Below are 20,955 nucleotides of genomic sequence, written 5' to 3' on the forward strand. Positions count from 1 at the left end.
CTCAGAGCGTCGACTTGACCTCGCCCGATTCCAGCTTGAGGCGTGTCACGAACGCCTTCGAGATATGCGCTTTGAGCGCATCATGTGCCGTTTTCGCATCGCCTGCCTCGATCGCCGATACGATCGCGTCATGCTCGGCAATCGCATCCTCGCCGCGGCCCTCGGCCGCCAGCGACGTGGTGGCCATCAGCGCCATCGAACGATGCACGAGGCCCAGTTGCTGCACCAGAAACCGGTTATGCGAAGCCAGGTGGATCTGCTTGTGAAAGCGCCGGTTGGCACGGGCCATCTTGGCCGGATCGCCGATCAGCGCCCGGTCCTGCTCGACCATGTCGCGCAGCACGGCGACCTCCTCGGGCGTGGCGTGACGCGCGGCAAGACTGGCCGCCAGCCCCTCCAGCTCGGCGCGCACGACGTAAAGTTCGGCGCGCTGGTTGTGATCCAGTGAGGCGACGATCAGGCTGCGCCCGTCCCGCGTCAGCAGCGACTGCGTCTCGAGCCGTTGCAGCGCCTCGCGGATAGGCGTGCGCGACACACCGAAGCGCTCGGCCAGATCGCTCTCGACCAGGCGGTCGCCGGGGCGGAAATCTCCCATGTCGATCGCCCCCAGGATCAGCGAATAGGCGTCTGTCTGGGGCGGTTTCATGGGCATGGTTCCGGTTCTGGCTGTCATCCGCGCGACGGTAGGCCCCTGCGCCCTCGCGATCAAGCCTCGCATCCATTGACAGCCCTGCCCGCGCCTTTAGTTTGCCTGCCATGCCGAAACAGAATTTCAGCCATGTCGACGCCTGGGTATTCGACCTGGACAACACGCTATACTCGCCGCATCTGCGCCTTTTCGACCAGATCGAAGTGCGGATGACGCAATTCGTGATGGACACGCTGGGCGTGGACCATGCCGAGGCCGATCGCCTGCGCGTGACCTATTGGCGCGAGCATGGCACGACCCTGGCCGGGCTGATGAACGTCCATGGCATGGCGCCCGAGCAGTACCTGATCGACGTGCATGACATCGACATGAGCGTGCTCAGCCCCGACCCCGACCTGCGCGCACGCATCACCGCGCTGCCGGGCCGCAAGATCATCTTTACCAACGGCAGCGCCCCCTATGCCGAGCGCGTGGCCGAGGCGCGCGGCCTAGGTGGCATTTTCGACGCCATCTACGGGGTCGAACATGCGGGCTACACTCCCAAGCCTCAGCGCAGCGCCTTCGAGGCGGTCTTTGCCACCGACGGCCTTACCGCCGCTTCTGCGGCAATGTTTGAGGATGATCCGCGCAACCTGGCGCAGCCGCATGCGATGGGCCTGCGCTGCGTCCTTGTCGCGCCCGACCCTCACGAGGCGCCGCATATCCACCACCATACCGATGATCTGGGCGGCTTTCTGGCGCGGCTGGTCTGACTTCGGCCTCTTGCCGGCTGGCCCCCGCCGGCCTGCGGATCTATGTAGGGTGCAAGAGCATCAAGAGGATACGCGCATGAACAAGGTCGACATCCTGATTTCGGGCGGCGGCATCGCGGGTCTGACGGCGGCCGCCGCCTTTGGCGCGGCCGGGTTCAGCGTGCTCTGCGTCGATCCCGCCGCCCCGGTGACCGAGCGCAGCGCCAAGGGCGCCGACATGCGCAGCACGGCCTTCCTGCAACCCGCGCAGCGCCTGCTGGAGGAATGCGGCCTCTGGGATCGCCTTGCCTCGCATGCCATGCCGCTCCAGACCATGCGCATCATCGACGCTGGCGGGGCCGAGGCGACACCGCGCCTCACCCGGTCCTTCGATGCCAGCGAAATTTCGGATCAGCCCTTTGGCTGGAACCTTCCCAACTGGCTTCTGCGGCGCGAGATGCTGGCTCATGTCGAGGCGGCAGACAACATCACCTTTCGGCCCGGTATCGGCACCGATGGCCTTCTGACCCGCGATGCCGAGGCGCGTGTGCGCCTGACCGATACCAGCCACGTCATCGCCCGGTTGGTGGTCGCCGCCGACGGGCGCGCATCGCCCATCCGGCAGGCAGCGGGCATCGATGTGCATACCACGCGCTACGGGCAAAAGGCGCTGGCCTTCGCCGTCACGCACCCGATCCCGCATGGCAATGTCTCGACCGAGATCCACCGCAGCGGCGGCCCCTTCACGCTGGTCCCCCTGCCCGATTACGAGGGCATGCCCTCCTCCGCCGTCGTCTGGATGGAGCGCGGGGCCGAAGTGCAGCGCCTCGCCGCGCTGGATGAGGCCGCCTTCAACGAGGCGCTGAACGCGCGCAGCTGCCACATCCTCGGCCCACTCACGCTGGCCTCGCAGCGCAGCACATGGCCCATCATCAGCCAGATCGCCGATCGCTACAGTGCCCAGCGCGTGGCGCTGATTGCCGAGGCCGCGCATGTCATGCCGCCCATCGGCGCACAGGGGCTGAACACCTCGCTCGCGGATCTGTGCGCCCTGCTGGATCTCGCGCGCAAATCGCCCGCCACGCTGGGCGATACCGCCATGCTGGACGCCTATCACCGGGCCCGCCATACTGAGGTGGCGTTCCGCATGAACGGGATCGACATGCTGAACCGCGCGTCGATGATGGACGCCCAGCCGCTGCGCGACGCACGGGCGATGGGGCTCAACGCGCTCTACGCGCTCGCCCCGGTGCGGCGCACCCTGATGCGGCTGGGCCTTGGCGCCAAGGGCTGATCAGAGCACCTTGTCCAGCACCGTCTCCAGCCGCTTCAGCGCGCCATCGACATCATAGAGCTTGTCGAGACCGAACAGGCCAAGGCGGAAGGTGCGGAACTCCTCGCCCTCGCCCACCTGCAGCGGCACGCCCGCGGCGATCTGCATGCCCGCGGCGGCGAATTTCTTGCCATTCTGAATATCGGGATCGTCCGTGTAGCTGACCACGACACCCGGCGCGCCGAACCCCTCGGCGGCGACCGATTGCACGCCCCGCGCCTTTAGCATCGCGCGCACGCCGTCGCCCAGCGCCCATTGCGCATCGCGCAGCCGGTCAAAGCCATATTCCTTCGTCTCCAGCGTCGTGTCGCGGAAGGCGCGCAGCGCGTCGGTGGGCATCGTGGCATGATAAGCATGGCCGCCATTTTCATAGGCCTGCATGATCTGGTGCCACTTCTTCAGATCCATCGCGAAGCTGTTCGAGCTTGTCGCCTCGAGCCGCTCCACCGCGCGCGCCGACATCATCACCAACCCGGCAGAGGGCGAGGCCGACCAGCCCTTTTGCGGCGCCGAGATCAGCACATCCACGCCGGTCTTCTCCATGTCGATCCAGGCACAGCCCGACGCGATGCAGTCCAGCACCAGAAGCGCGCCCACCTCATGCGCGGCCTCGGCCAGCGCGGTCACGTAATCATCGGGCAGGATGATCCCCGCCGAGGTCTCCACATGCGGCGCAAAGACGACATCGGGCTTCGCCTCGCGGATCTTCGCGGTGACTTCCTCGATCGGCGCGGGGGCATAGGGCGCGGTCGCGCCATTGCCCGCCTGCCGGGCCATGCAGACTGTCTGCTCACCCGCGAACTTGCCCGCGTCAAAGATCTGGCTCCAGCGATAGGAGAACCAGCCGTTGCGCACGATCAGCACATGCGCATCCGTCCCGAACTGACGCGCGACCGCCTCCATCCCGTAGCTGCCACCACCGGGGATCAGCGCCACGGCGTCCGCCTTGTAGACATCTTTCAGCATTCCCGAGATGTCGCGCATCACCTGCTGAAAGCTGGCGGACATGTGGTTCAGCGAGCGGTCGGTGAAAACCACCGAGTATTCCAGCAGGCCATCGGGATCGACTGTATCGAGAAGGGCGGTCATGGGGCATCTCCTGTAAAGCTGCCCAATTGCTAGCGCGCGCCGCAGCGAAAGGCCAGTGCCCTCGGGCGCATCTCAGATCGGCCCCGGCCGGCGCTCCTCGCTCAAAAGCACGTTCGCCTCGACATCGCCCACACCCGGCAGGGTCATGATCCGGCGGCGCAAGACACGTTCGAAATCGCTGATGTCGCGCGCGACCACCCTCAGGCGGTAGTCGTAGACGCCAAGGATATGCTCGACGCTCTGCACCTCGGGGATGGCGCTGACGGCCCGCTCGAAATCCTCGAGGCTGACGCGCCCCTTGGTGGCCAGCTTGACCCCCAGAAAGACGCTGACACCAAAGCCCAGCTTCTCTCGGTCCAGATCCAGCCGCTGGCCCTTGATGACGCCGGTCTCGTGCAGCCGTTTCACCCGCCGCCAGACCGCGGGTTGCGACAGACCGAGGCTCCGCCCCAGAGCCGAGGCGCTTTGCGTGGCATCGCGCACCAGCGCGCGCAGGATGCGCCGGTCGGTCTCGTCGAGCTGGATCATAGCGGCAGCGCCTCGTCCGACTTGATCCGCGCCATGTGCATCAACGCCTCGATATCGGTGATATGCGGCAGCGGCAGGATCGCGCTGCGGTAGATGTGCTGATAATGCGCCATGTCGCGCGCGATCACGCAGAGTCTCAGATCGACCCGGCCCAGAAATGTCTGGATCTCGATCACTTCGGGCACCAGTCGCGCCGCCGCCGTGAATTCGTCAAAGGCTTCGGGCCGCGTCTTGTCGAGCTGCGCACGCAGGCTCACCTCCACCTCATAGCCCAGCGCACGCCAGTCGATCACGGCGCGATTGCCCAGGATCACGCCGCTCTGGTGCATCCGTTCCAGCCGTCGCGCGCAGGTGTTGGCTGTCACGCCGGCCCGATCGGCCAGCTCCGACAGCGCCGCCTGCGGCGCATGCTGATACTGCCGCAATATGCGCCGATCCGTATCGTCCAGCATGAATTTACCGCATAATCTTCATCTTGGTTATAAATACTCAAAATCACCGACCTATCAACGGGTTTTTGAGAATCTTCTAGGGCACCCCGCCGGTATCTTCTCCATCAATCCACCAACCGAAAGGGACAAAATCATGCGCGTTTATTATGACCGCGATTGCGACATCAACCTGATCAAAGACAAGAAAGTGGCCATCCTCGGCTACGGCAGCCAGGGCCACGCCCATGCGCTGAACCTGCGCGACAGTGGCGCCAAGAACCTCGTCGTCGCGCTGCGCGAAGGCTCGAAATCGGCCAAGAAGGCCGAGGGCGAAGGCCTCAAGGTCATGGGCATCGCCGAGGCAGCGGCCTGGGCCGATCTGATCATGTTCACCATGCCCGACGAATTGCAGGCCGAGACGTACAGGAAATACGTGCATGACAATATCCGCGAGGGCGCGGCCATCGCCTTCGCACACGGCCTCAATGTGCATTTCGGCCTGATCGAACCGAAAGAAGGCATCGATGTCATCATGATGGCGCCCAAGGGCCCCGGCCACACGGTGCGCGGCGAATACGTCAAGGGCGGCGGCGTGCCCTGCCTCGTGGCTGTCGACACCGACGCATCCGGCAAGGCGCTGGAAATCGGCCTCAGCTATTGCTCCGCCATCGGCGGCGGCCGCTCGGGCATCATCGAGACGAACTTCCGCGAAGAGTGCGAGACCGACCTCTTTGGCGAGCAGGCCGTGCTCTGCGGTGGCCTTGTCGAGCTGATCCGCATGGGCTTCGAGACGCTGGTCGAGGCGGGCTACGCCCCCGAGATGGCCTATTTCGAGTGCCTGCACGAGGTGAAGCTGATCGTCGATTTGATCTATGAGGGCGGCATCGCCAACATGAACTACTCGATCTCGAACACGGCCGAATATGGCGAGTATGTCTCCGGACCGCGCGTTCTGCCTTACGAGCAGACCAAGAAAGAGATGAAGGCGATCCTGCACGACATCCAGTCGGGCAAGTTCGTGCGCGACTTCATGCAGGAAAACTTGGTGGGCCAGCCGTTCTTCAAGGGCACACGCCGCATGAATGACGAGCACCAGATCGAGGAAGTCGGCAAGAAGCTGCGCGGCATGATGCCGTGGATCTCGGCCGGCAAGCTGGTCGATCAGGACAAGAACTGATCGCAGCCCGCGCCTGAAGATCAGGGGCATCCGGCCTGCCGGGTGCCCCTTTTCAATCCCGCCCCTAGCGTTTCGGAGTGCGCCCAATGCCCGCTATCACCCCCGTCAACTGGCTGCGCCTTGCGACGCTTGGCGTGATCTGGGGCGCGTCCTTCATGTTCATCAGCATTGCACTGGAAGGGGTGCCGCCGCGTCTGGTGGTTGCGGCGCGGCTGGGCCTTGGGGCAATCCTTCTGCTCATCATAGCGCATCTGCGCGGGGTCGGCCTGCCCTCGCTGCGCGGCCCCCATGCCGGTCTGATCTGGCTCAGCGCTTTTGGCATGGGATTCTTTTCGAACGCACTGCCGTTCTTTTTGCTCACATGGGGGCAGCAATATGTCGCCTCCGGCTTTGCCGGGGTCTGTATGTCGGTCGTGCCGCTGCTGATCCTCCCGCTGGCGCATCTTTTGGTGCCGGGCGAGCAGATGAACCTGCGCCGCCTCGTCGGTTTCGTGATCGGGACCGCGGGCGTCATGGTGCTGATCGGGCCTGCCGCCTTCGCGGCAACGGGGGCCGAGTTTGAGCTGACCGCGCGCATCGCCTGCGTCAGCGCCGCCGGCTGCTATGCCATCGGGTCGATCATCACGCGGCTTTGCCCCGAGGTCGACATGATGTCGCTCTCTGCCGCCGCGCTGACCATCGCCTCCGCCCTTTTCGTTCCCTACGCGCTGGCGGTCGAGGATATTCCCGCCAGCATCCCCGCCTCCAGCGCGCTGGCGCTGCTATATCTGGGCGTGCTGCCGACGGCGGCGGCGCAGATACTGCTGGTGCGCATCATCCGCAGCGCCGGGCCGGTCTTCATGAGCCTCGTCAACTACCAAGTGCCGATCTGGTCGGTGGCCCTGGGTATTGTCTTTCTGGGGGAAGAGCTTCCGCCCAATATCTACTGGGCGCTGCTTCTGATCCTCTCGGGCCTCGCACTCAGCCAGCTTGGCGCTCTCCGGCGCCTCTTCGCGGGGCGCGCGTCACGCGACGCCGGTGGTCGCGGCGCGCCATAGCGCCATCGCGGCACGCGTCTCGGCCACGTCATGCGCGCGGATGATCTGCACCCCCTGCGCGACCCCCGCCAGCGCGACGGCGACCGAGCCGGGCATGCGATCCCCCGCCTCGGGCGTGCCGCCAATCGTGCCGATAAATTTCTTGCGCGACGCACCCAGAAGGATCGGGCAGCCCAGCCCGTGAAAAATGCTGAGACGACTCAGCAGCGTCAGGTTATGCGCCTGCGTCTTGCCAAAGCCGATGCCCGGATCGACGATGATGCGCTCGCGCGGGATACCTTGTGCCTCCAGCGCGTCGAGGCGCCCCTCCAGAAAGTCATAAACGTCGAGCGTCACATCCTCGTACTGCGGTGCGTCCTGCATGGTCTGCGGATCACCCTGCGCATGCATCACGCAGACCGGTAGGCCCGCGTCAGCGCAATAGGGCGCGAGCGCGGTGTCATAGGTAAAACCCGAAACGTCGTTGACGACGCTCGCGCCTGCCCCGATCGCCGCCTGCGCGACGGCGGCCTTGCGCGTGTCTATAGAGATTGGCGTCCCGACCGCCTGACGGATGGCGGCAATCACGGGTGCAGTCCGGGCAATCTCCTCCTCTTCGGCGACGGGAATTGATCCGGGCCGGGTCGATTCGCCGCCGACGTCAATGATATGCGCGCCCGCGCCCGCCATGGCGCGTGCCTGCGCCAGCGCGGCCTCGGGCGCGTCGAACTTGCCCCCGTCGGAAAAACTGTCAGGCGTCACGTTTAGGATACCCATGAGGCGCGGCGCATCGAACCGCAGTCCGGCGATGGGGGCGCGGGGTGCGGTCAGACGCTCCAGAACACCGGCGGGAATATCGCTGATCTCGACCAACTCGCTGCCCCCGCGGGTGATCCTCTCGGCCCGGTCGAACCATGTCCAGCCGCCGGCAACGGACTGCGCGTCCGCCGGGCGGCAGGGATCGGTCTGCACAATGGGACGATAACAGCTGCGCATGTCAGAGGCCCGATTCGGCGATGTCCTGAACCAGCACGGGAACGCGCGCGCCGCCTTCGGGCGGCTTCTCGCCGATCAAGAGGAGATCCGACGCGTCCATATGCCCCGCGAACCATGCGGCCAGTGCCACCGGTTTGTCCGGTCCAACCGTGGGGCCGTCAACGGCATCCAGCACGATCTTGGACGGCGCCCAGACGCTGATGCGGCCATTGCGCATGGCCCAGTCCAGCTCGGTTCGCGTATCGACGACGACGCAGCGGTCGTCGCGGCCTGCCAGCACCCACGCATTCTGCTCGATCGCCAGCAGATCGACACGGCGCTGGGTCATCCGGTGCCCGGTCTGGGGCGGTATCGCATCGGCGCGGCCCACGCAGAGAATGACCGGCTCGGCCCGTTGCTCAAGCTGGTCGAGCCAGCGTTTGAGGTTGGGCGACGTCACGGCGGCATTCGTGAGGTACACGACATGCGGGCGCGGCGCGTGAGCGGCAAGGGCGCTGGCCGGCTTGGTCGCCAGATCATCGACCGAGCGGACGATCTCGACCCCCAGCGCACCGGGGCCGCGATCCAGCTTTTCGATGCGCACGAAAGTGCGCACGGCCTGCGGCTCGGCCAGGATACGCTCGGCCACGTTCTCGGCCAGGGTTTCCAGAAGATTCAGACGCTCCTCGGCCAGCTCGGCGGCGATGGCCTCGGTCACGCGGTCATAGCTGAGGATGCGGTCCACATCATCGTCCAGATCGTCGCCTACGGGGCGCACCTCAACCACGACGTTGAAGCAGATGCGCTGGGTGATCCCGCGCTCAAGCTGAAAGGCGCCAATCTCGACCTCGACGATATGATCGCGCAGCGAAATACGGTCCAGAGGGCCATCCGGCGCGGTCGCCACGGCGCGGGCATCGGGATGCCCGAAGGCCAGAGTGGTGTCGTTGGTCATGCCGGATCCCCGATCGTCACACCGGACTGGCGCCGGCACCCGCGCGCCTTAGCACGGCGGCCCCCCGCGCACAAATCGGCAAAGCGGCGCGGCGGGTCAGTTCTGCGACAGGCGCGTGGGCTGCTTGTAGAAATAATGATCGCCGATCTCTGCCACGCGCGGGAATACACGCGCCCAGCGCGGATTGACGGCATTCGTGTGGTAATGCGTCGCGCCCTTGGTCAGCGGCCGCTGCGCACCATTCGTCATGATGCTGGCAACCTTGCCGACACGCTCAAACGCGCGCGGCTCAGCGATCACTTCGGCATGGCCGTCGCAGGTATAGGTGAACTGGCAGGCGTATTTCGCGCCGGTGCCCTGATTGATGACCCCGCAGATCGTATTGGGATAGCGCGGGCTGTCGACCCGGTTCAGGATCACTTCGGCCACGGCGAACTGGCCTTTGACTGTCTCGCCGCGCGCCTCGAAGTAGAGTGCCTCGGACAGGCATTGCCATTCGGCATCGCCCTTGGCCGGCTTTTGCGCATCCAGCCATTCGCGAGTATAACCGGCGGTGGCGACGGGCTTCTTGAGATAGCTGGCAACACGGGTTTGCGACATGGCCGAAAGGCCGCGGCGCTCCTGGCCCAGCAGTTTGTTGATGGCGGTATCGGCCCCGGCGGGGACAGCCCCGACCATGCTGAGAACGAGGCCAGTGGCAACAAGACGTAGACTGCGCGACATAAACACACCTGCAAGCAGCGAGGGACCAAGCCCCCCAAGATCGCGGTGATGTATAATTTCTGGGCGCAATCGTCCAGCCCATGCCGATTTTCGACAAATTTACGCCGTTTTCAGACTCCGAGGCGACAACTCCGGCCCCCTTGAAAAACGCTGCATATGGTAGGGATCGGCGTCAGGCAGTGCCGATCTTGTCCCTCACGGCCAGCTGTGCGGCAGCCAGTCTCGCCACCGGTACGCGGAAGGGTGAGCAGGACACATAATCGAATCCGGCGGCCCGGCAGAAGGCAATCGATTCGGGGTTACCGCCATGTTCGCCGCAGATCGACAGGGTCAGATCCGGGTTCGCCGCGCGCGCCCGCTCGGCCCCGATGCTGAGCAGCTCGGCCACCCCGTCAAGGTCGAGCGTATGGAACGGATCCTCTGGATAAACTCCCAGCTGCACGTACTCGGACATGAATCGCCCGGCATCGTCGCGGCTGAGGCCATAGGTCATCTGCGTCAGATCATTCGTGCCAAAGCTGAGAAACGAGACCTGCGGCGCGATGTCGCCCGCGCGCAGCGCCGCGCGGGGCGTCTCCACCATCACGCCCAGCCGATAGTCGAACCGCTTGCCCGTCTCGCTGCGCACGGCGGCAGCGACGGCATCGACGCGCGTCTTGACCAGCTCGACCTCGCGGCTGGCCGAAACCAGCGGGATCATGATCTCGGGCACGATCTCCACGCCCTCGCCCGCCACCTTCAGCGTCGCCTCGAAGATGGCGCGCACCTGCATCTCGTAAATCTCGGGCACCGTAATGCCCAGACGCACACCCCGCATCCCCAGCATGGGGTTGTATTCGGCCAGCGCCTCGACGCGCCGTGTGACCTTGGAAAGGGGCAGATCCAGCGCCTCGGCCAGTTCCCGGTGCCCCGCCCGGTCGCTGGGCAGGAATTCGTGCAAGGGCGGGTCGAAAAGACGGATGCAGACTGGCTGGCCCTGCATGATGCGGAAAAGATCGGCGAAATCGTCACGCTGCATGGGCAGAAGGCGCTCCAACGCGGCGGCGCGGTCGGCGCTGGTGCTGGCAAAGATCATCTCGCGCATGACACGCAGGCGCGCCTCTTCAAAGAACATATGCTCGGTCCGGCAGAGGCCGATACCCTGAGCATTGAAGTTATGCGCCATCTTGGCGTCCATGGGCGTATCGGCATTGGCACGCACGGCGATGTCTCGCACATCGTCGGCCCAGTCCATCAGGACCTGGAAGCTGTCGTCATGCCCCGCATCCAGCAGGGGCGCGCGGCCAAACAGGACCTCGCCATTGGTGCCGTCGATGGTCACCTCGTCGCCTTCTTTCAGCACCCGGCCATCGGGCGCTGTCAGCTTGCGGCCCGCCGTCTGAAACCGGATCGACGACGCGCCCACGACACAAGGCAGGCCGATGCCGCGCCCGATCACGGCGGCGTGGCTGGTCATCCCGCCCCGCTCGGTCAGGACGGCGACGGCGGCATGCATGCCGCGGATATCCTCGGAGGTCGTCTCACGCCGGACCAGCACCGTGGCCTCGCCACGCGCAGCAGCGGCCTGCGACGCCTCGGCGGTAAAGACGATCCTGCCCGTCGCCGCCCCGGGACTGGCGGCAACGCCGCGCGCCAGAACATCGCGCTTGGCCTCGGGATCGACCTGCCGGTGCAAAAGCTCGTTCAGCGCGCGCGGCTCGATCCGCATCAACGCCTCTTCGCGCGAAATAATGCCCTCTTCGGCCATCGTCACGGCGATGCTGACCGCCGCGCGGGCGTTGCGCGCCACGCGCACACCGTCCAGAAGGTGCAGCGCGCCGTTTTCGATGGTGAACTCGGCCTGCATCTCCTCGCGCAGTTTTTCGCGCATGACGGACAGGTGCGATTTCAGCTGAGCAAAGGCCTCGGGCGCCAATTCCTCCAGCGATGGCCCTCGCGGGTCGCGCTCCAGATAAAGCGCGCCCTTGCCGCCGCTCAGCGCGTCGCGCCCCTGGCTCTGGCTGAGGTAGCGGCCCGTGATCTGGCGTGCGCCCGTCGCGGAGTTGACCAGCTGCATGACGCCGCTGCCGCACTCGCCACGGCCCAGGCCGATGGCCATTTCCTGCACGACAAGGCCCAGCCCCGCATCGGCAGGCGCGCCCTTGGCTTGCCGCAGCAGGCGCGCGGTGGTCCCGTCCCAGGCCCGCGCCATCGAGCGCAGCACCTCGGCCAGTTGCACGGCGGGATCCTGCGGAAACGCCTCTTCGACCTCTTCCTCGTAGACGCGCAGCGCAAAGGCCAGCGCGTCATCAGGGTTCTCTGGCATGTCGTCCAGCATGTCAGGGTCCAGCCGCGCGACATGGATCGCGTAGCTTTCGACAAAGCGCAGGTAGAGCCGGGTGGCCGCCTCGGGCCCGATCCGCTTGGCCAGACAGCTCTGCATGGCGCCCGACATGCCGATATTCAACACCGCACGCGGCCCGCCCCAATCGCTATCTTCCGAAGAAGGCCGCACGCATAGCAGCGCCTCCTGGCTCAGATGGGACAGAAGCGCACGCATATCCGGCATGTCCCCGAGCGCGATCCGCCGCACCGCGTCAAAGGACAGCGCAACCGTCGGCGGCACCGGCAGATCCAGCCGTGCAAGGCGTTGCAGACACTTGGCCCGCCCGCCATGCGTATCCGCTCTGATGGGCGCATCGGGCGTGATCAGCGTGATGTCGGTATCGGCTTGCTGCACTGCGGCGTCCTTGCTGTGTCGGTGCAGCATAGGCAGGATCACGCGCAAGGCAAGGGAAACTCTGGCCCGCGCGCCCGTAGCACAAGCCGGGTTGCGTTAGCCTTCGATCTTGGTCAAATCCGCCGCCGACAGCCCGATCTTGCGGATCTGGCCCAGCATGTTCAGCCGGTTGCGCCGCACCACCTGGTTCTCCGCATTCACTTGCACCGCCTCGAAGAACGCGTCGATCGGCGCGCGCAAATCCGCGAGCGCGGACATGACGGCGGCGAAGTCTTCGGATTTGAGCGCAGAGTCGATCTGCGGCGCCGCCTCCTTGAGCGCGTTGAAAAGCGCGCGCTCCTCGTCCGTCTCGGCGAATTTCACATCCGCGCCGAAGGAATATTCGACCCCGTCCTTCTCCTCGGCCTGAGACAGGATGTTGTTCGCCCGCTTGAAGCCTTGGAGGAGGTTTTCCCCGTCCTCGGTCTTGAGAAAGTCGCTAAGCGCCGTGGCGCGCTTGACCAGAAGCGCGAGGTCGTCATTGGCCTCCATCGCGATGCACGCGTCGATCACGTCATGGCGGACGCCTTGATCCCGGAGATAGACCTTGAGGCGGTCGTGGAAGAAAGTCTCCAAATCGTTTGTGAGTTCTACAACATTCTCAAGCTCTGACGGCTTGAAGATCCTACCTTGACGTTGATCCAAATATTCTTGGGCAACCCTATCAGGAAATTTCTCTGCCGCTTTGTCGAAAAAGGTTGAGATATTCACCCGAAGGCCATTCTCCAGCACTAAACGGATAACCCCCAGTGCAGCACGCCGCAGCGCGTAGGGATCTTTCGACCCCGTAGGCTTCTCATCAATCGCCCAGAACCCGGTCAGCGTGTCGATCTTGTCCGCTAGCGCCACGGCGACTGAGACCGGCGCGGAGGGCACGGCGTCGCCCGGCCCGAGCGGCTTGTAATGCTCTTCGCAAGCCTGCGGGACGCCATCGTCATGGCCTGCCGCTTCGGCGTAATAGCGGCCCATCAGGCCCTGCAATTCGGGGAACTCGCCTACCATTTCGGACTGCAAATCCGCCTTGGCGACGCGCGCGGCCTCGGCGGCCAGGTCGGGTTTGGCGCCGACCATGGGCGCGATTTCCCGCGCCAGCGCCTCGATGCGGGCAATGCGGTCTGCTTGCGATCCCAGCTTGTTATGGAAGGTCACGTCGCTCAATCCGGCGGCCATGCCTTCCAGCCCGCGCTCCTGCACCAGCCGCAGATCATTCTCCCAAAAGAACTTCGCATCCGAGAGACGGGCGAACAGCACCTTTTGATTGCCGGCAAGGATCGTCTTGCCATGATCGGACGTCTCCCGGTTGGCGACGGTGACAAACCGCTCGATCCGACCCGTCTTGGAGTTGCGGACCGAGAAGAATTTCTGGTGTTCCTTCATCGAGGTTTGCAGCACTTCAGGTGGCAGGCCGAAGAATGTCTCGTCGATGGTGCCCATCAGCACCACGGGCCATTCGACCAACCCCGTCACCTCGGCCAGCAGGCCCCGATCCTCGACCACGTCCAGACCGGCGGCGAAAGCCTGATTGGTGGCGTCCTGCCAGATGGCATCCGCCCGCTCAGCCGTATCCAGAACGACGAAGCGCTTCTTCAGCTTGGCCGCGTAATCGTCAAAACTGCTGACGGCAAACCGCCCCGGCGCCATGAAACGGTGGCCCTCGGTGGTATTGCCAGCCTTGGTGCCGTCCATGTCCATATCGACCACCTGCGCCTCGCCCGCATCATCAGTGAGGATGCACAGGATCGAATGCAGCGGGCGCACCCAGCGCAGGTTGCCACTTCCCCAGCGCATGGATTTGGGCCAAGGGAAATTACGAATGACATGCTCCAGCACCTCAGCGACGATGACATCGGCGTTGCGGCCCGGACGGGTGATGGTGGCGTAATAGACCTGCCCCTTCTTCTCGTCGCGCACCTCCAGATCGTCGCGGGTGACGCCTGCACCCCGCAGGAAGCCCTCGATCGCCTTTTCAGGCGCGTCGGTGCGGGGGCCCTTGCGCTCTTCGCGCAGGGTGGGGGAGGCGGCGGTCAGGCCCTCGACGGCCAGTGCCAGGCGGCGCGGCGTCGAAAAGGCGGCGGCGCCTGCATAGGTCAGTCCGGCCTCGACGAGGCCATCGGTGACTCGCGCCTTCAGGTCCTCGGCGGCGCGGCTCTGCATCCGCGCCGGAATTTCTTCGGAGAAAAGTTCGATCAAAAGATCCGGCATGGCCTCACCATCGTCATGGACGTCACGGGCCGCAAAAACGTGCGGCAATTCGGTGAGGGGGATACCCGCGCACCGACCCGAGGTCCAGCGAATAGCGGGCCTAGCCGGGCGCGTGCGCCTTGGCTTTTGCCTTGGCCTTGGTGGCAAGGGTTTGCACATCCGAGCCTGCATGGCGCGGCACGATGCGATAGATCGCCTCAACCGCGTTTTCCAGTGCGAAGCACAGAAGGCCTATGGCCATCGCGGCAAAGAGCACCGCGCCGTAGCTCATCGAGCGGATGTAGCCCAGCGCCTGGCCCACGCCACCCGCCTGCCCGGGGTCCGAGGTGAGGCCCGCATAGAGCAAAAAGCCCCCCACGATGCCGACGATGACACCTTCGGCCACGAAACCGGCCTTCATCAGCGGGTCCAACCGCTCGGTCGTGCTGGTGACGCGGATGTCTTCCTTGTATTTCCCGCGCAGGCCCTTCTGAATGTAATAAATGCCCGCGCCGATCACCACGGCGCCGACAATGGCGACGAGGGTGGGGCCGTAGGGCAGCGCCATAAGCTTGGCGGTCCAGTTCTCGGCACCCCCGCCACCGCCGCTGTTCTGGCCAGTGGCAAGGCCGATGATCGACACGCCAAGAACGCCGTGAATGAGGCCCGTGACCATCTGGGCGAGGCGCGCAAATATACCCTTGGCATCATCGCCGTAATTCTCAAGGTCCATAGCCGCATCAATGAGTCGCCAGACCATATAGGCCATCAGGCCGAGGCCGATGATCCACAAAAGGAGGTCGCCGAAACTGACCTGCCTGAGATCCGCGAGCGCGTTCTGCGTGCCTTGCGCCGCACCGCCCCAGAAGACCGCCGACAGGGCAAGCCCGCCCACGACCAGATACACCAATGCCCGCGCTCCGTAGCCTGCGCGCATGACCGGTACGACCCATCCGGGTGCCTTGTTATCCATTGGCTCTCTCCCTCTGATCTGGGGAGGAAAGCATCTCGCGCGGCAGTTTGTTCCGTGCGGATATGCCGCGGCGGTCAGTAGCCTTCGGGCGGGGTGGGGCAATCCTCGGGCGCCGGGTTGCCGTCAAACACAATCTCGCCGCAGCGATTGAGTTGATCCCAGACCCAGCCGCGCCCGTCCTCGTGGATGGCGACGACACGGTCGATGCCGTACTCGATATTCTCAGTACCCATGAAGGCAAGCGCCGCGCCGGATTCAATCGCCGCGCCGATTTCCTCCGCGTCAAAGCAGTCGAACCAGCCGGGCGCGGTCAGCGGCACGGCCTCGTCGTCCAGCATGTAGGTTTCGGTCAGCATCGCGTGGCTCATGGACGTGTCAAAGCACGCGCGGTAGCGGATGGGTGAGCTTGTGGCGTCGATGCCCCGGAAGGCGTCATAGGCCACAGGCTCGGGCGCGCCGGTGATCAGCGAGGTGATCTGCACGTCCGTCTCGCCATTCGGCACGACATCCTCGTAGTAGGCGTAGACCTGTTGGTAATACATCAGGAAGCCGCCGCCGATCGCGCAGACAAGCAAGAGCACTGTCAGGAACTTTCCCATTCTCAGGCGGCCCAGCCGCCAGCGCTGGTCTGCACGAAGGCATCCGCGCATTGCTTGGCCAGCGCGCGGACCCGGCCGATATAGGCCTGCCGCTCGGTCACCGAGATGACGCCGCGCGCATCCAGAAGGTTGAAGATGTGGCTGGCCTTGATGCACTGGTCATAGGCCGGATGCGCCATGACGATACGCTTTCCGGTCTTTGGGTCCGTGTCCGGCGCGTCCAGAATGGCGCGGCACTCGGCCTCGGCCTCAATGAAATGGCGCAGGAGGGTGTCGGTATTGGCCACGTCGAAATTCCACCGTGAATACTCCTCTTCGGTCTGACGGAACACGTCGCCATAGCTGAGCGGGATGGGCGCGGAGGGGTCGTTGAAGGGCATGTCCATCACGTGATCCACGCCCAGCACATACATCGCCAGACGCTCAAGCCCGTAGGTCAGCTCGCCCGAGACGGGCGTGCAGTCATGCCCGCCGACCTGCTGGAAATAGGTGAACTGGCTGACTTCCATGCCGTCGCACCAGACTTCCCAACCAAGGCCCCAGGCGCCCAGCGTGGGGCTTTCCCAGTCATCCTCGACAAAGCGGATGTCGTGAAGCCCCATATCGATGCCGATCGCCTCGAGCGATCCAAGGTAGAGCGCCTGCAGATCGGGCGGGCTGGGTTTGATCAGCACCTGGTACTGGTAATAATGCTGCAACCGGTTCGGGTTTTCGCCATAGCGCCCATCCGTGGGCCGGCGCGAGGGTTGCACATACGCCGCGGCCCAAGGGCGCGTACCGAGGCTGCGCAGCGTGGTCGCGGGATGGAACGTGCCCGCCCCGACCTCCATGTCATAAGGCTGCATGACGGCGCAGCCCTTGGTGGCCCAATAGCTTTGCAGGCGCAGGATGATTTCCTGAAAACTGCGCGGTTTGGCTGGCTTGTCGCTCATGAGGGCCCCTCTGGACGTCGGCGGGGCAGATGGCCCCTGAAATAGCGCCCTCTACCTACGGCGCGCCGCCCAAGGGGTCAATCAGGACGAATTGGGTAATTTGTCACCCCAAGGGCAGTAAAGCCCGCCCGCAGGATGCATATTTTAGATGCACGCAGGCGGAATTTTGGTAGAACCCGTGAAAATACGGTGAATTCCGCGATGGCTCAGGGGTTAGACTTTAGAATGATACGGGTTTTTCTGACGGCTGTCGCCGTCATGATCGCGGGCGCCAACGGCGTGGGCGCGCAGCAATCAGGCGCAGAGGATCGGATGGTTTGGGTCCAGATCGAGGCACAGCCCAACCTCGCCGCCATCAACGAGGCGCTGCGCCGCCGCAGCTCGGAGCTTCAGGACGTCAATGGCTTCGATCTGGACGGATCGGGATGGTATGTCGTCTCGCTTGGGCCGTATCGCCCTGAAAATGCAGCCGAAATTCTCACCCGCCTGCGCCGCGACGGGCGCATTCCGCGCGATAGCTACATCGCCGAGAGCAGCGACTACGCGCGCCAGATCTGGCCGGTCGGGGCAAACCTTCTGGCCGAAAGCTCCGCCGCGCCGCAGCCCGCGGCCGAACCGGAGGGGGCGGATGAAACCGCGCTTGCCGCGCCTCAGGCACCGCAGGCCCCCGCGCCTGACACCCAGCCCGAAATCGCGCCCGCGCCGGAATTTCAGGACGAAACCCCGCGCGAGGCCCGCGCCAGCGAGGCCACTCTGACCCGTGAGGAGCGCGCTGACCTTCAAGTTGCCCTGCAATGGGCGGGCTTCTACGACGGGCGCATCGACGCGGCCTTCGGGCCGGGCACGCGAAACTCAATGGCCAGCTGGCAGCGCGCCAATGATGTCGACGCGACCGGCATCCTCACCACACTGCAGCGCGCCGAGCTGCTGCGCAGCTACAACGCTGTGCTGGAGGGCATGGACATGCAGCGGGTCAGGGAGGCCAAGGCCGGGATCGAGATGCAGCTGCCTCTGGGCGTAGTCGAATTTGCCCGCTACGAACCGCCCTTCGTGCAGTTCGACGCCAGTGGAGATCTGCCTGCGCGCGTTCTGATGATCAGCCAGGAGGGCACTCAGGACACGCTCTTTGGCCTTTACGACATCATGCAGACGCTGGAGATCGTGCCCCAGGACGGCCCGCGCGAGCGTCGCGGCGACAGCTTTACCCTCGTGGGGGAAAACGCGCGCATGATCTCGCATACCGAGGCCAGCCTGCAAGACGGGCAGATCAAGGGATTTACCCTGATCTGGCCGGCAGGCGACGAGGACCGCCGCGCCCGTGTTCTGGGTCTGATGCAGGATAGCTTCGAGCGCACCCAAGGCGTGCTGGACCCCGCCGCCGGGGCCAATGACGCACAGAGCATCGACCTCGTCTCGGGGTTGGAGATCCGCAAGCCGCTCTTTACCCGCTCGGGCTTTTACGTCGACGGGCGCGGGACGGTCGTGACCACCTCCGAGATCGTGGGCGCCTGCGGGCACATCACAATCGAGGACGGGCAAGAGGCCGAGATCACGGCCTCGGACTCCGAGCTGGGCGTGGCGGTACTGCGCCCGGACGGCGCCATTGCCCCCATCGGCGTCGCCGCCCTGTCGCAAAGCGCGCCGCGCCTGCAATCCGAAGTGACGGTGGCAGGCTATTCTTATGGCGGCGTTCTGGGCGCGCCCTCCCTGACCTTCGGCACCGTGTCCGACATTCGCGGGCTCAACGGCGAAGATAACGTCGCGCGCCTTGCGCTGAACACCCTGGAGGGCGATGTGGGCGGTCCGGTGCTGGATGCGGGCGGCGCCGTTCTGGGCATGCTGCTGCCGCGCCAGCAGGGCGGCCGCATGCTGCCCGAGGATGTCGCCTTTGCCGCCGATGCCGAGGCGCTGGCCGGCCTGCTGAGCGCCGCCGGCACCGCGCCCGCGACGGCCCAACCGGGCGCCGCCCTGGCACCGGCGCAGATGTCGGACCGCGCCGCCGGCATGACCGTCCTGGTCAGCTGCTGGGAGTGACCGTGGCGGAAAAGCCATGCGGGGGCAGGTGACCTTGCCCCCGAAACGCGGTAGGAGCGGGCCAACCGCCAGAATCCAAAGGCCCGCCCCCTGATGAGCCAGCCCAAAAAGCCCAAGCGCGCGCCCGTCTATTCCGAGCGGGACAAGCAGAATCTACGTTGGCTGTGGTCGCGGTATCTGCGGCAGAAGACCCCTTGGCTTTTCGTCGTGCTTGGCATGATTTTGGTGCAGGGCGTCGTCTATCAGCAATTCCTGTCGATGACCGAAAGCGGCCTGCGCGTGATCTTCGAGAGCGGCAGCGCGGCCGACCTGGCAAGGGTCTCTGCTGTGGTCTTTTTCCTCTTTGCAGTGCGCGGCCTGATGTCCTACCTCGTCCCGCGCGTGACGATCTGGATCAGCAATGACGCGATCTTCCAGATGCGGCGCGATCTGATCGACCACATGATGAAGCTGGACCTCGCCTATTTCGAGCGCACCAAGTCGGGCGAGCTTATCCAACGGCTGGTGACGCACACACAATCGCTAGGCGTCTTCGTGGGCCAGGCCACGGCCAATGCGGTGCGCGACGCGGTGACCGTCGTCATCGTTTCGGGTTACCTGATCTGGAAGAACCCGATCCTCTTTGCGACCGCCGTCGTCGTGCTTCCGTTCATCATCTGGGTGATGAACTATGTCTCGAACCGGGTAAAGGTCGTGCAGGGCGAGGCCGAGACGGCGATGGCCGAGTACATGAACGGCATCGAGGAGACGACCGCAGGGATGCGCACCGTCAAGATCGCCAGCCAAGAGGGGGTCGAGACCGACCGTTTGATGAAAGGCACCACCTCCATCCGCGATCTCGTGACCCGCGTCCAGATCACGCAAGCGCTGACGATGCCGTCCATCGATCTCAGCTCGGCCTTTGTCTATGTGCTGGTGATCGGCGGCGGCGGCTACATGGTCCTCTCGCCCAATTTCGACATGGATGGCGCGGGCATCATCACCTTCCTTCTGGGCATGGTCATGGTGTTTGATCCTGCCCGGCTTCTGGCGATGTTCTTTGGCAGCTTGCCCTCCAACCTGGTGATTTTGGAACGGGTGCGCCGCCTTTATGACGAGCGTCCCACCATCACCGACAAGGAGGGCGCGGTTTCCGAATTCGACACCCATGGCGATATCAGGCTGGAGAATGTGCGCTTCTCCTATTCGGAGGACCAGCCGCTCTTCCACGGCCTCGACATGATGTTCAAAGGCGGCGAAGTGTCGGCCATCGTCGGCTCGACCGGGTCGGGCAAGACGACGGTCCTGTCACTGCTCACCCGGCTCTACGATACCAAGGGCGGGCGCATCACCATTGGCGGACAGCCCATCGATGAGCTGAAAGTCAGCGCATTACGCGCGGCCTTTTCGGTGGTCGCGCAGGACATCGTCATCTTCAACAACTCGATCTGGGAGAACATCCGCTATGTCCGCCCCGATGCCACCGACGAGGAGGTCTGGCAGGCGGCGGAGAATGCCGAGATCGCGGACCTGATCCGCGCCCGTGGCGGCGCGTCGGTGGGCCCCAAGGGCGCGCAACTGTCAGGCGGGCAGAAGCAGCGCATTGCCATCGCGCGCGCCTTTCTCAGCGACGCGCCGATCCTTCTGCTGGACGAGGCGACCAGCGCACTCGACCAGGCGACCGAGGCACGTATCAAGAGCGCGCTGGACCGCCTGACACGGGGGCGCACGACGATCGTCGTCGCGCACCGGCTGTCCTCTATCGCGGGTGCCGACCGGATATTCGTGATGGAGGCCGGCCAGCTGGTCGAAGAAGGGCAGCACGAGCAACTGCTCAAGCAGAACCGGCTTTATGCACAGCTCTACAAGTCGCAAAAACGGGCATAGCAATG

At 64.9% G+C, this 20,955-nt stretch carries 18 protein-coding genes; 6 read left to right on the forward strand and 12 right to left on the reverse strand.

All coding sequences use genetic code 11. The features are described from left to right. Position 1: 1 nt before the first annotated feature. Positions 2-652 (reverse strand): GntR family transcriptional regulator, encoded by a 651-nt coding sequence (locus ACEWPL_RS06840; protein ID WP_393932802.1) that lies wholly within the window; start codon positions 650-652, stop codon positions 2-4. Between the two features lie 104 nt (positions 653-756). On the opposite strand from ACEWPL_RS06840, the gene ACEWPL_RS06845 reads away from it, so the two are divergent. Continuing rightward, positions 757-1,401 carry a pyrimidine 5'-nucleotidase gene (locus ACEWPL_RS06845; protein WP_393932805.1) on the forward strand — a complete coding sequence of 215 codons (645 nt, stop codon included), beginning with the start codon at positions 757-759 and terminating at the stop codon, positions 1,399-1,401. 76 nt (positions 1,402-1,477) lie between these two features. After that, positions 1,478-2,674, forward strand: coding sequence for a UbiH/UbiF family hydroxylase (locus ACEWPL_RS06850; RefSeq protein ID WP_393932807.1), 1,197 nt, complete (start codon positions 1,478-1,480; stop codon positions 2,672-2,674). On the opposite strand, the gene ACEWPL_RS06855 is transcribed toward ACEWPL_RS06850, so the two are convergent. The 3 genes from ACEWPL_RS06855 to ACEWPL_RS06865 form a co-directional block, all read right to left on the reverse strand. Continuing rightward, positions 2,675-3,802: an aminotransferase class V-fold PLP-dependent enzyme gene (locus ACEWPL_RS06855; protein WP_393932809.1), complete on the reverse strand. Its 1,128-nt coding sequence runs from the start codon at positions 3,800-3,802 to the stop codon at positions 2,675-2,677. Positions 3,803-3,874: 72 nt separating this feature from the next. Then, positions 3,875-4,330, reverse strand: coding sequence for an Lrp/AsnC family transcriptional regulator (locus ACEWPL_RS06860; RefSeq protein WP_393932811.1), 456 nt, complete (start codon positions 4,328-4,330; stop codon positions 3,875-3,877). Beyond that, positions 4,327-4,782, reverse strand: a complete 456-nt coding sequence (locus tag ACEWPL_RS06865; RefSeq protein WP_393932813.1) for an Lrp/AsnC family transcriptional regulator — start codon at positions 4,780-4,782, stop codon at positions 4,327-4,329. The genes ACEWPL_RS06860 and ACEWPL_RS06865 overlap by 4 nt, the downstream gene beginning before the upstream one ends. 133 nt (positions 4,783-4,915) lie before the next feature. Between ACEWPL_RS06865 and ilvC the strand changes: the two genes are divergently transcribed. Further along, positions 4,916-5,938 carry a ketol-acid reductoisomerase gene (gene ilvC / locus ACEWPL_RS06870; protein ID WP_393932815.1) on the forward strand — a complete coding sequence of 341 codons (1,023 nt, stop codon included), beginning with the start codon at positions 4,916-4,918 and terminating at the stop codon, positions 5,936-5,938. An 86-nt stretch (positions 5,939-6,024) separates the two neighbouring features. Then, positions 6,025-6,975: a DMT family transporter gene (locus ACEWPL_RS06875; protein WP_393932817.1), complete on the forward strand. Its 951-nt coding sequence runs from the start codon at positions 6,025-6,027 to the stop codon at positions 6,973-6,975. Here ACEWPL_RS06875 and folP read toward each other — a convergent pair. The 8 genes from folP to ACEWPL_RS06915 form a co-directional block, all read right to left on the reverse strand. Then, on the reverse strand, positions 6,943-7,950 hold the full coding sequence (gene folP, locus ACEWPL_RS06880; protein ID WP_393932819.1) for a dihydropteroate synthase: 1,008 nt from the start codon (positions 7,948-7,950) through the stop codon (positions 6,943-6,945). The two genes, ACEWPL_RS06875 and folP, sit on opposite strands and share 33 nt — an antisense overlap. Position 7,951: 1 nt before the next feature. Beyond that, positions 7,952-8,884 carry a dihydroneopterin aldolase gene (locus tag ACEWPL_RS06885; RefSeq protein WP_393932821.1) on the reverse strand — a complete coding sequence of 311 codons (933 nt, stop codon included), beginning with the start codon at positions 8,882-8,884 and terminating at the stop codon, positions 7,952-7,954. A gap of 96 nt (positions 8,885-8,980) precedes the next feature. Then, a complete protein-coding gene (locus ACEWPL_RS06890; RefSeq protein ID WP_393932823.1) occupies positions 8,981-9,607 on the reverse strand; it encodes a cell wall hydrolase in 627 nt (208 codons plus the stop codon). Between the two features lie 172 nt (positions 9,608-9,779). Then, entirely contained in the window at positions 9,780-12,356 is a 2,577-nt protein-coding gene (locus ACEWPL_RS06895) for a putative PEP-binding protein (RefSeq protein WP_393932825.1), read from the reverse strand. Positions 12,357-12,422: 66 nt separating this feature from the next. Then, positions 12,423-14,567, reverse strand: coding sequence for a glycine--tRNA ligase subunit beta (gene glyS, locus ACEWPL_RS06900; protein ID WP_393932827.1), 2,145 nt, complete (start codon positions 14,565-14,567; stop codon positions 12,423-12,425). A 100-nt stretch (positions 14,568-14,667) separates the two neighbouring features. Further along, positions 14,668-15,519 (reverse strand): DUF1206 domain-containing protein, encoded by an 852-nt coding sequence (locus ACEWPL_RS06905; protein ID WP_393932829.1) that lies wholly within the window; start codon positions 15,517-15,519, stop codon positions 14,668-14,670. Positions 15,520-15,593: 74 nt separating this feature from the next. Continuing rightward, positions 15,594-16,118, reverse strand: a complete 525-nt coding sequence (locus ACEWPL_RS06910; protein ID WP_393932831.1) for a DUF6446 family protein — start codon at positions 16,116-16,118, stop codon at positions 15,594-15,596. A gap of 2 nt (positions 16,119-16,120) precedes the next feature. Further along, the gene (locus ACEWPL_RS06915; RefSeq protein WP_393932833.1) at positions 16,121-17,050 is read right to left on the reverse strand and encodes a glycine--tRNA ligase subunit alpha; all 930 of its coding nucleotides are present in this window, start codon (positions 17,048-17,050) and stop codon (positions 16,121-16,123) included. A gap of 225 nt (positions 17,051-17,275) precedes the next feature. Between ACEWPL_RS06915 and ACEWPL_RS06920 the strand changes: the two genes are divergently transcribed. Both ACEWPL_RS06920 and ACEWPL_RS06925 read left to right on the forward strand, forming a co-directional pair. Further along, the gene (locus ACEWPL_RS06920) at positions 17,276-19,084 is read left to right on the forward strand and encodes a trypsin-like peptidase domain-containing protein (RefSeq protein ID WP_393932835.1); all 1,809 of its coding nucleotides are present in this window, start codon (positions 17,276-17,278) and stop codon (positions 19,082-19,084) included. Positions 19,085-19,177: 93 nt separating this feature from the next. After that, on the forward strand, positions 19,178-20,950 hold the full coding sequence (locus ACEWPL_RS06925; RefSeq protein ID WP_393932837.1) for an ABC transporter ATP-binding protein: 1,773 nt from the start codon (positions 19,178-19,180) through the stop codon (positions 20,948-20,950). Positions 20,951-20,955: the final 5 nt, after the last annotated feature.

This window comes from Roseovarius roseus (genome assembly GCF_043355935.2).
GTDB lineage: Bacteria > Pseudomonadota > Alphaproteobacteria > Rhodobacterales > Rhodobacteraceae > Roseovarius > Roseovarius roseus.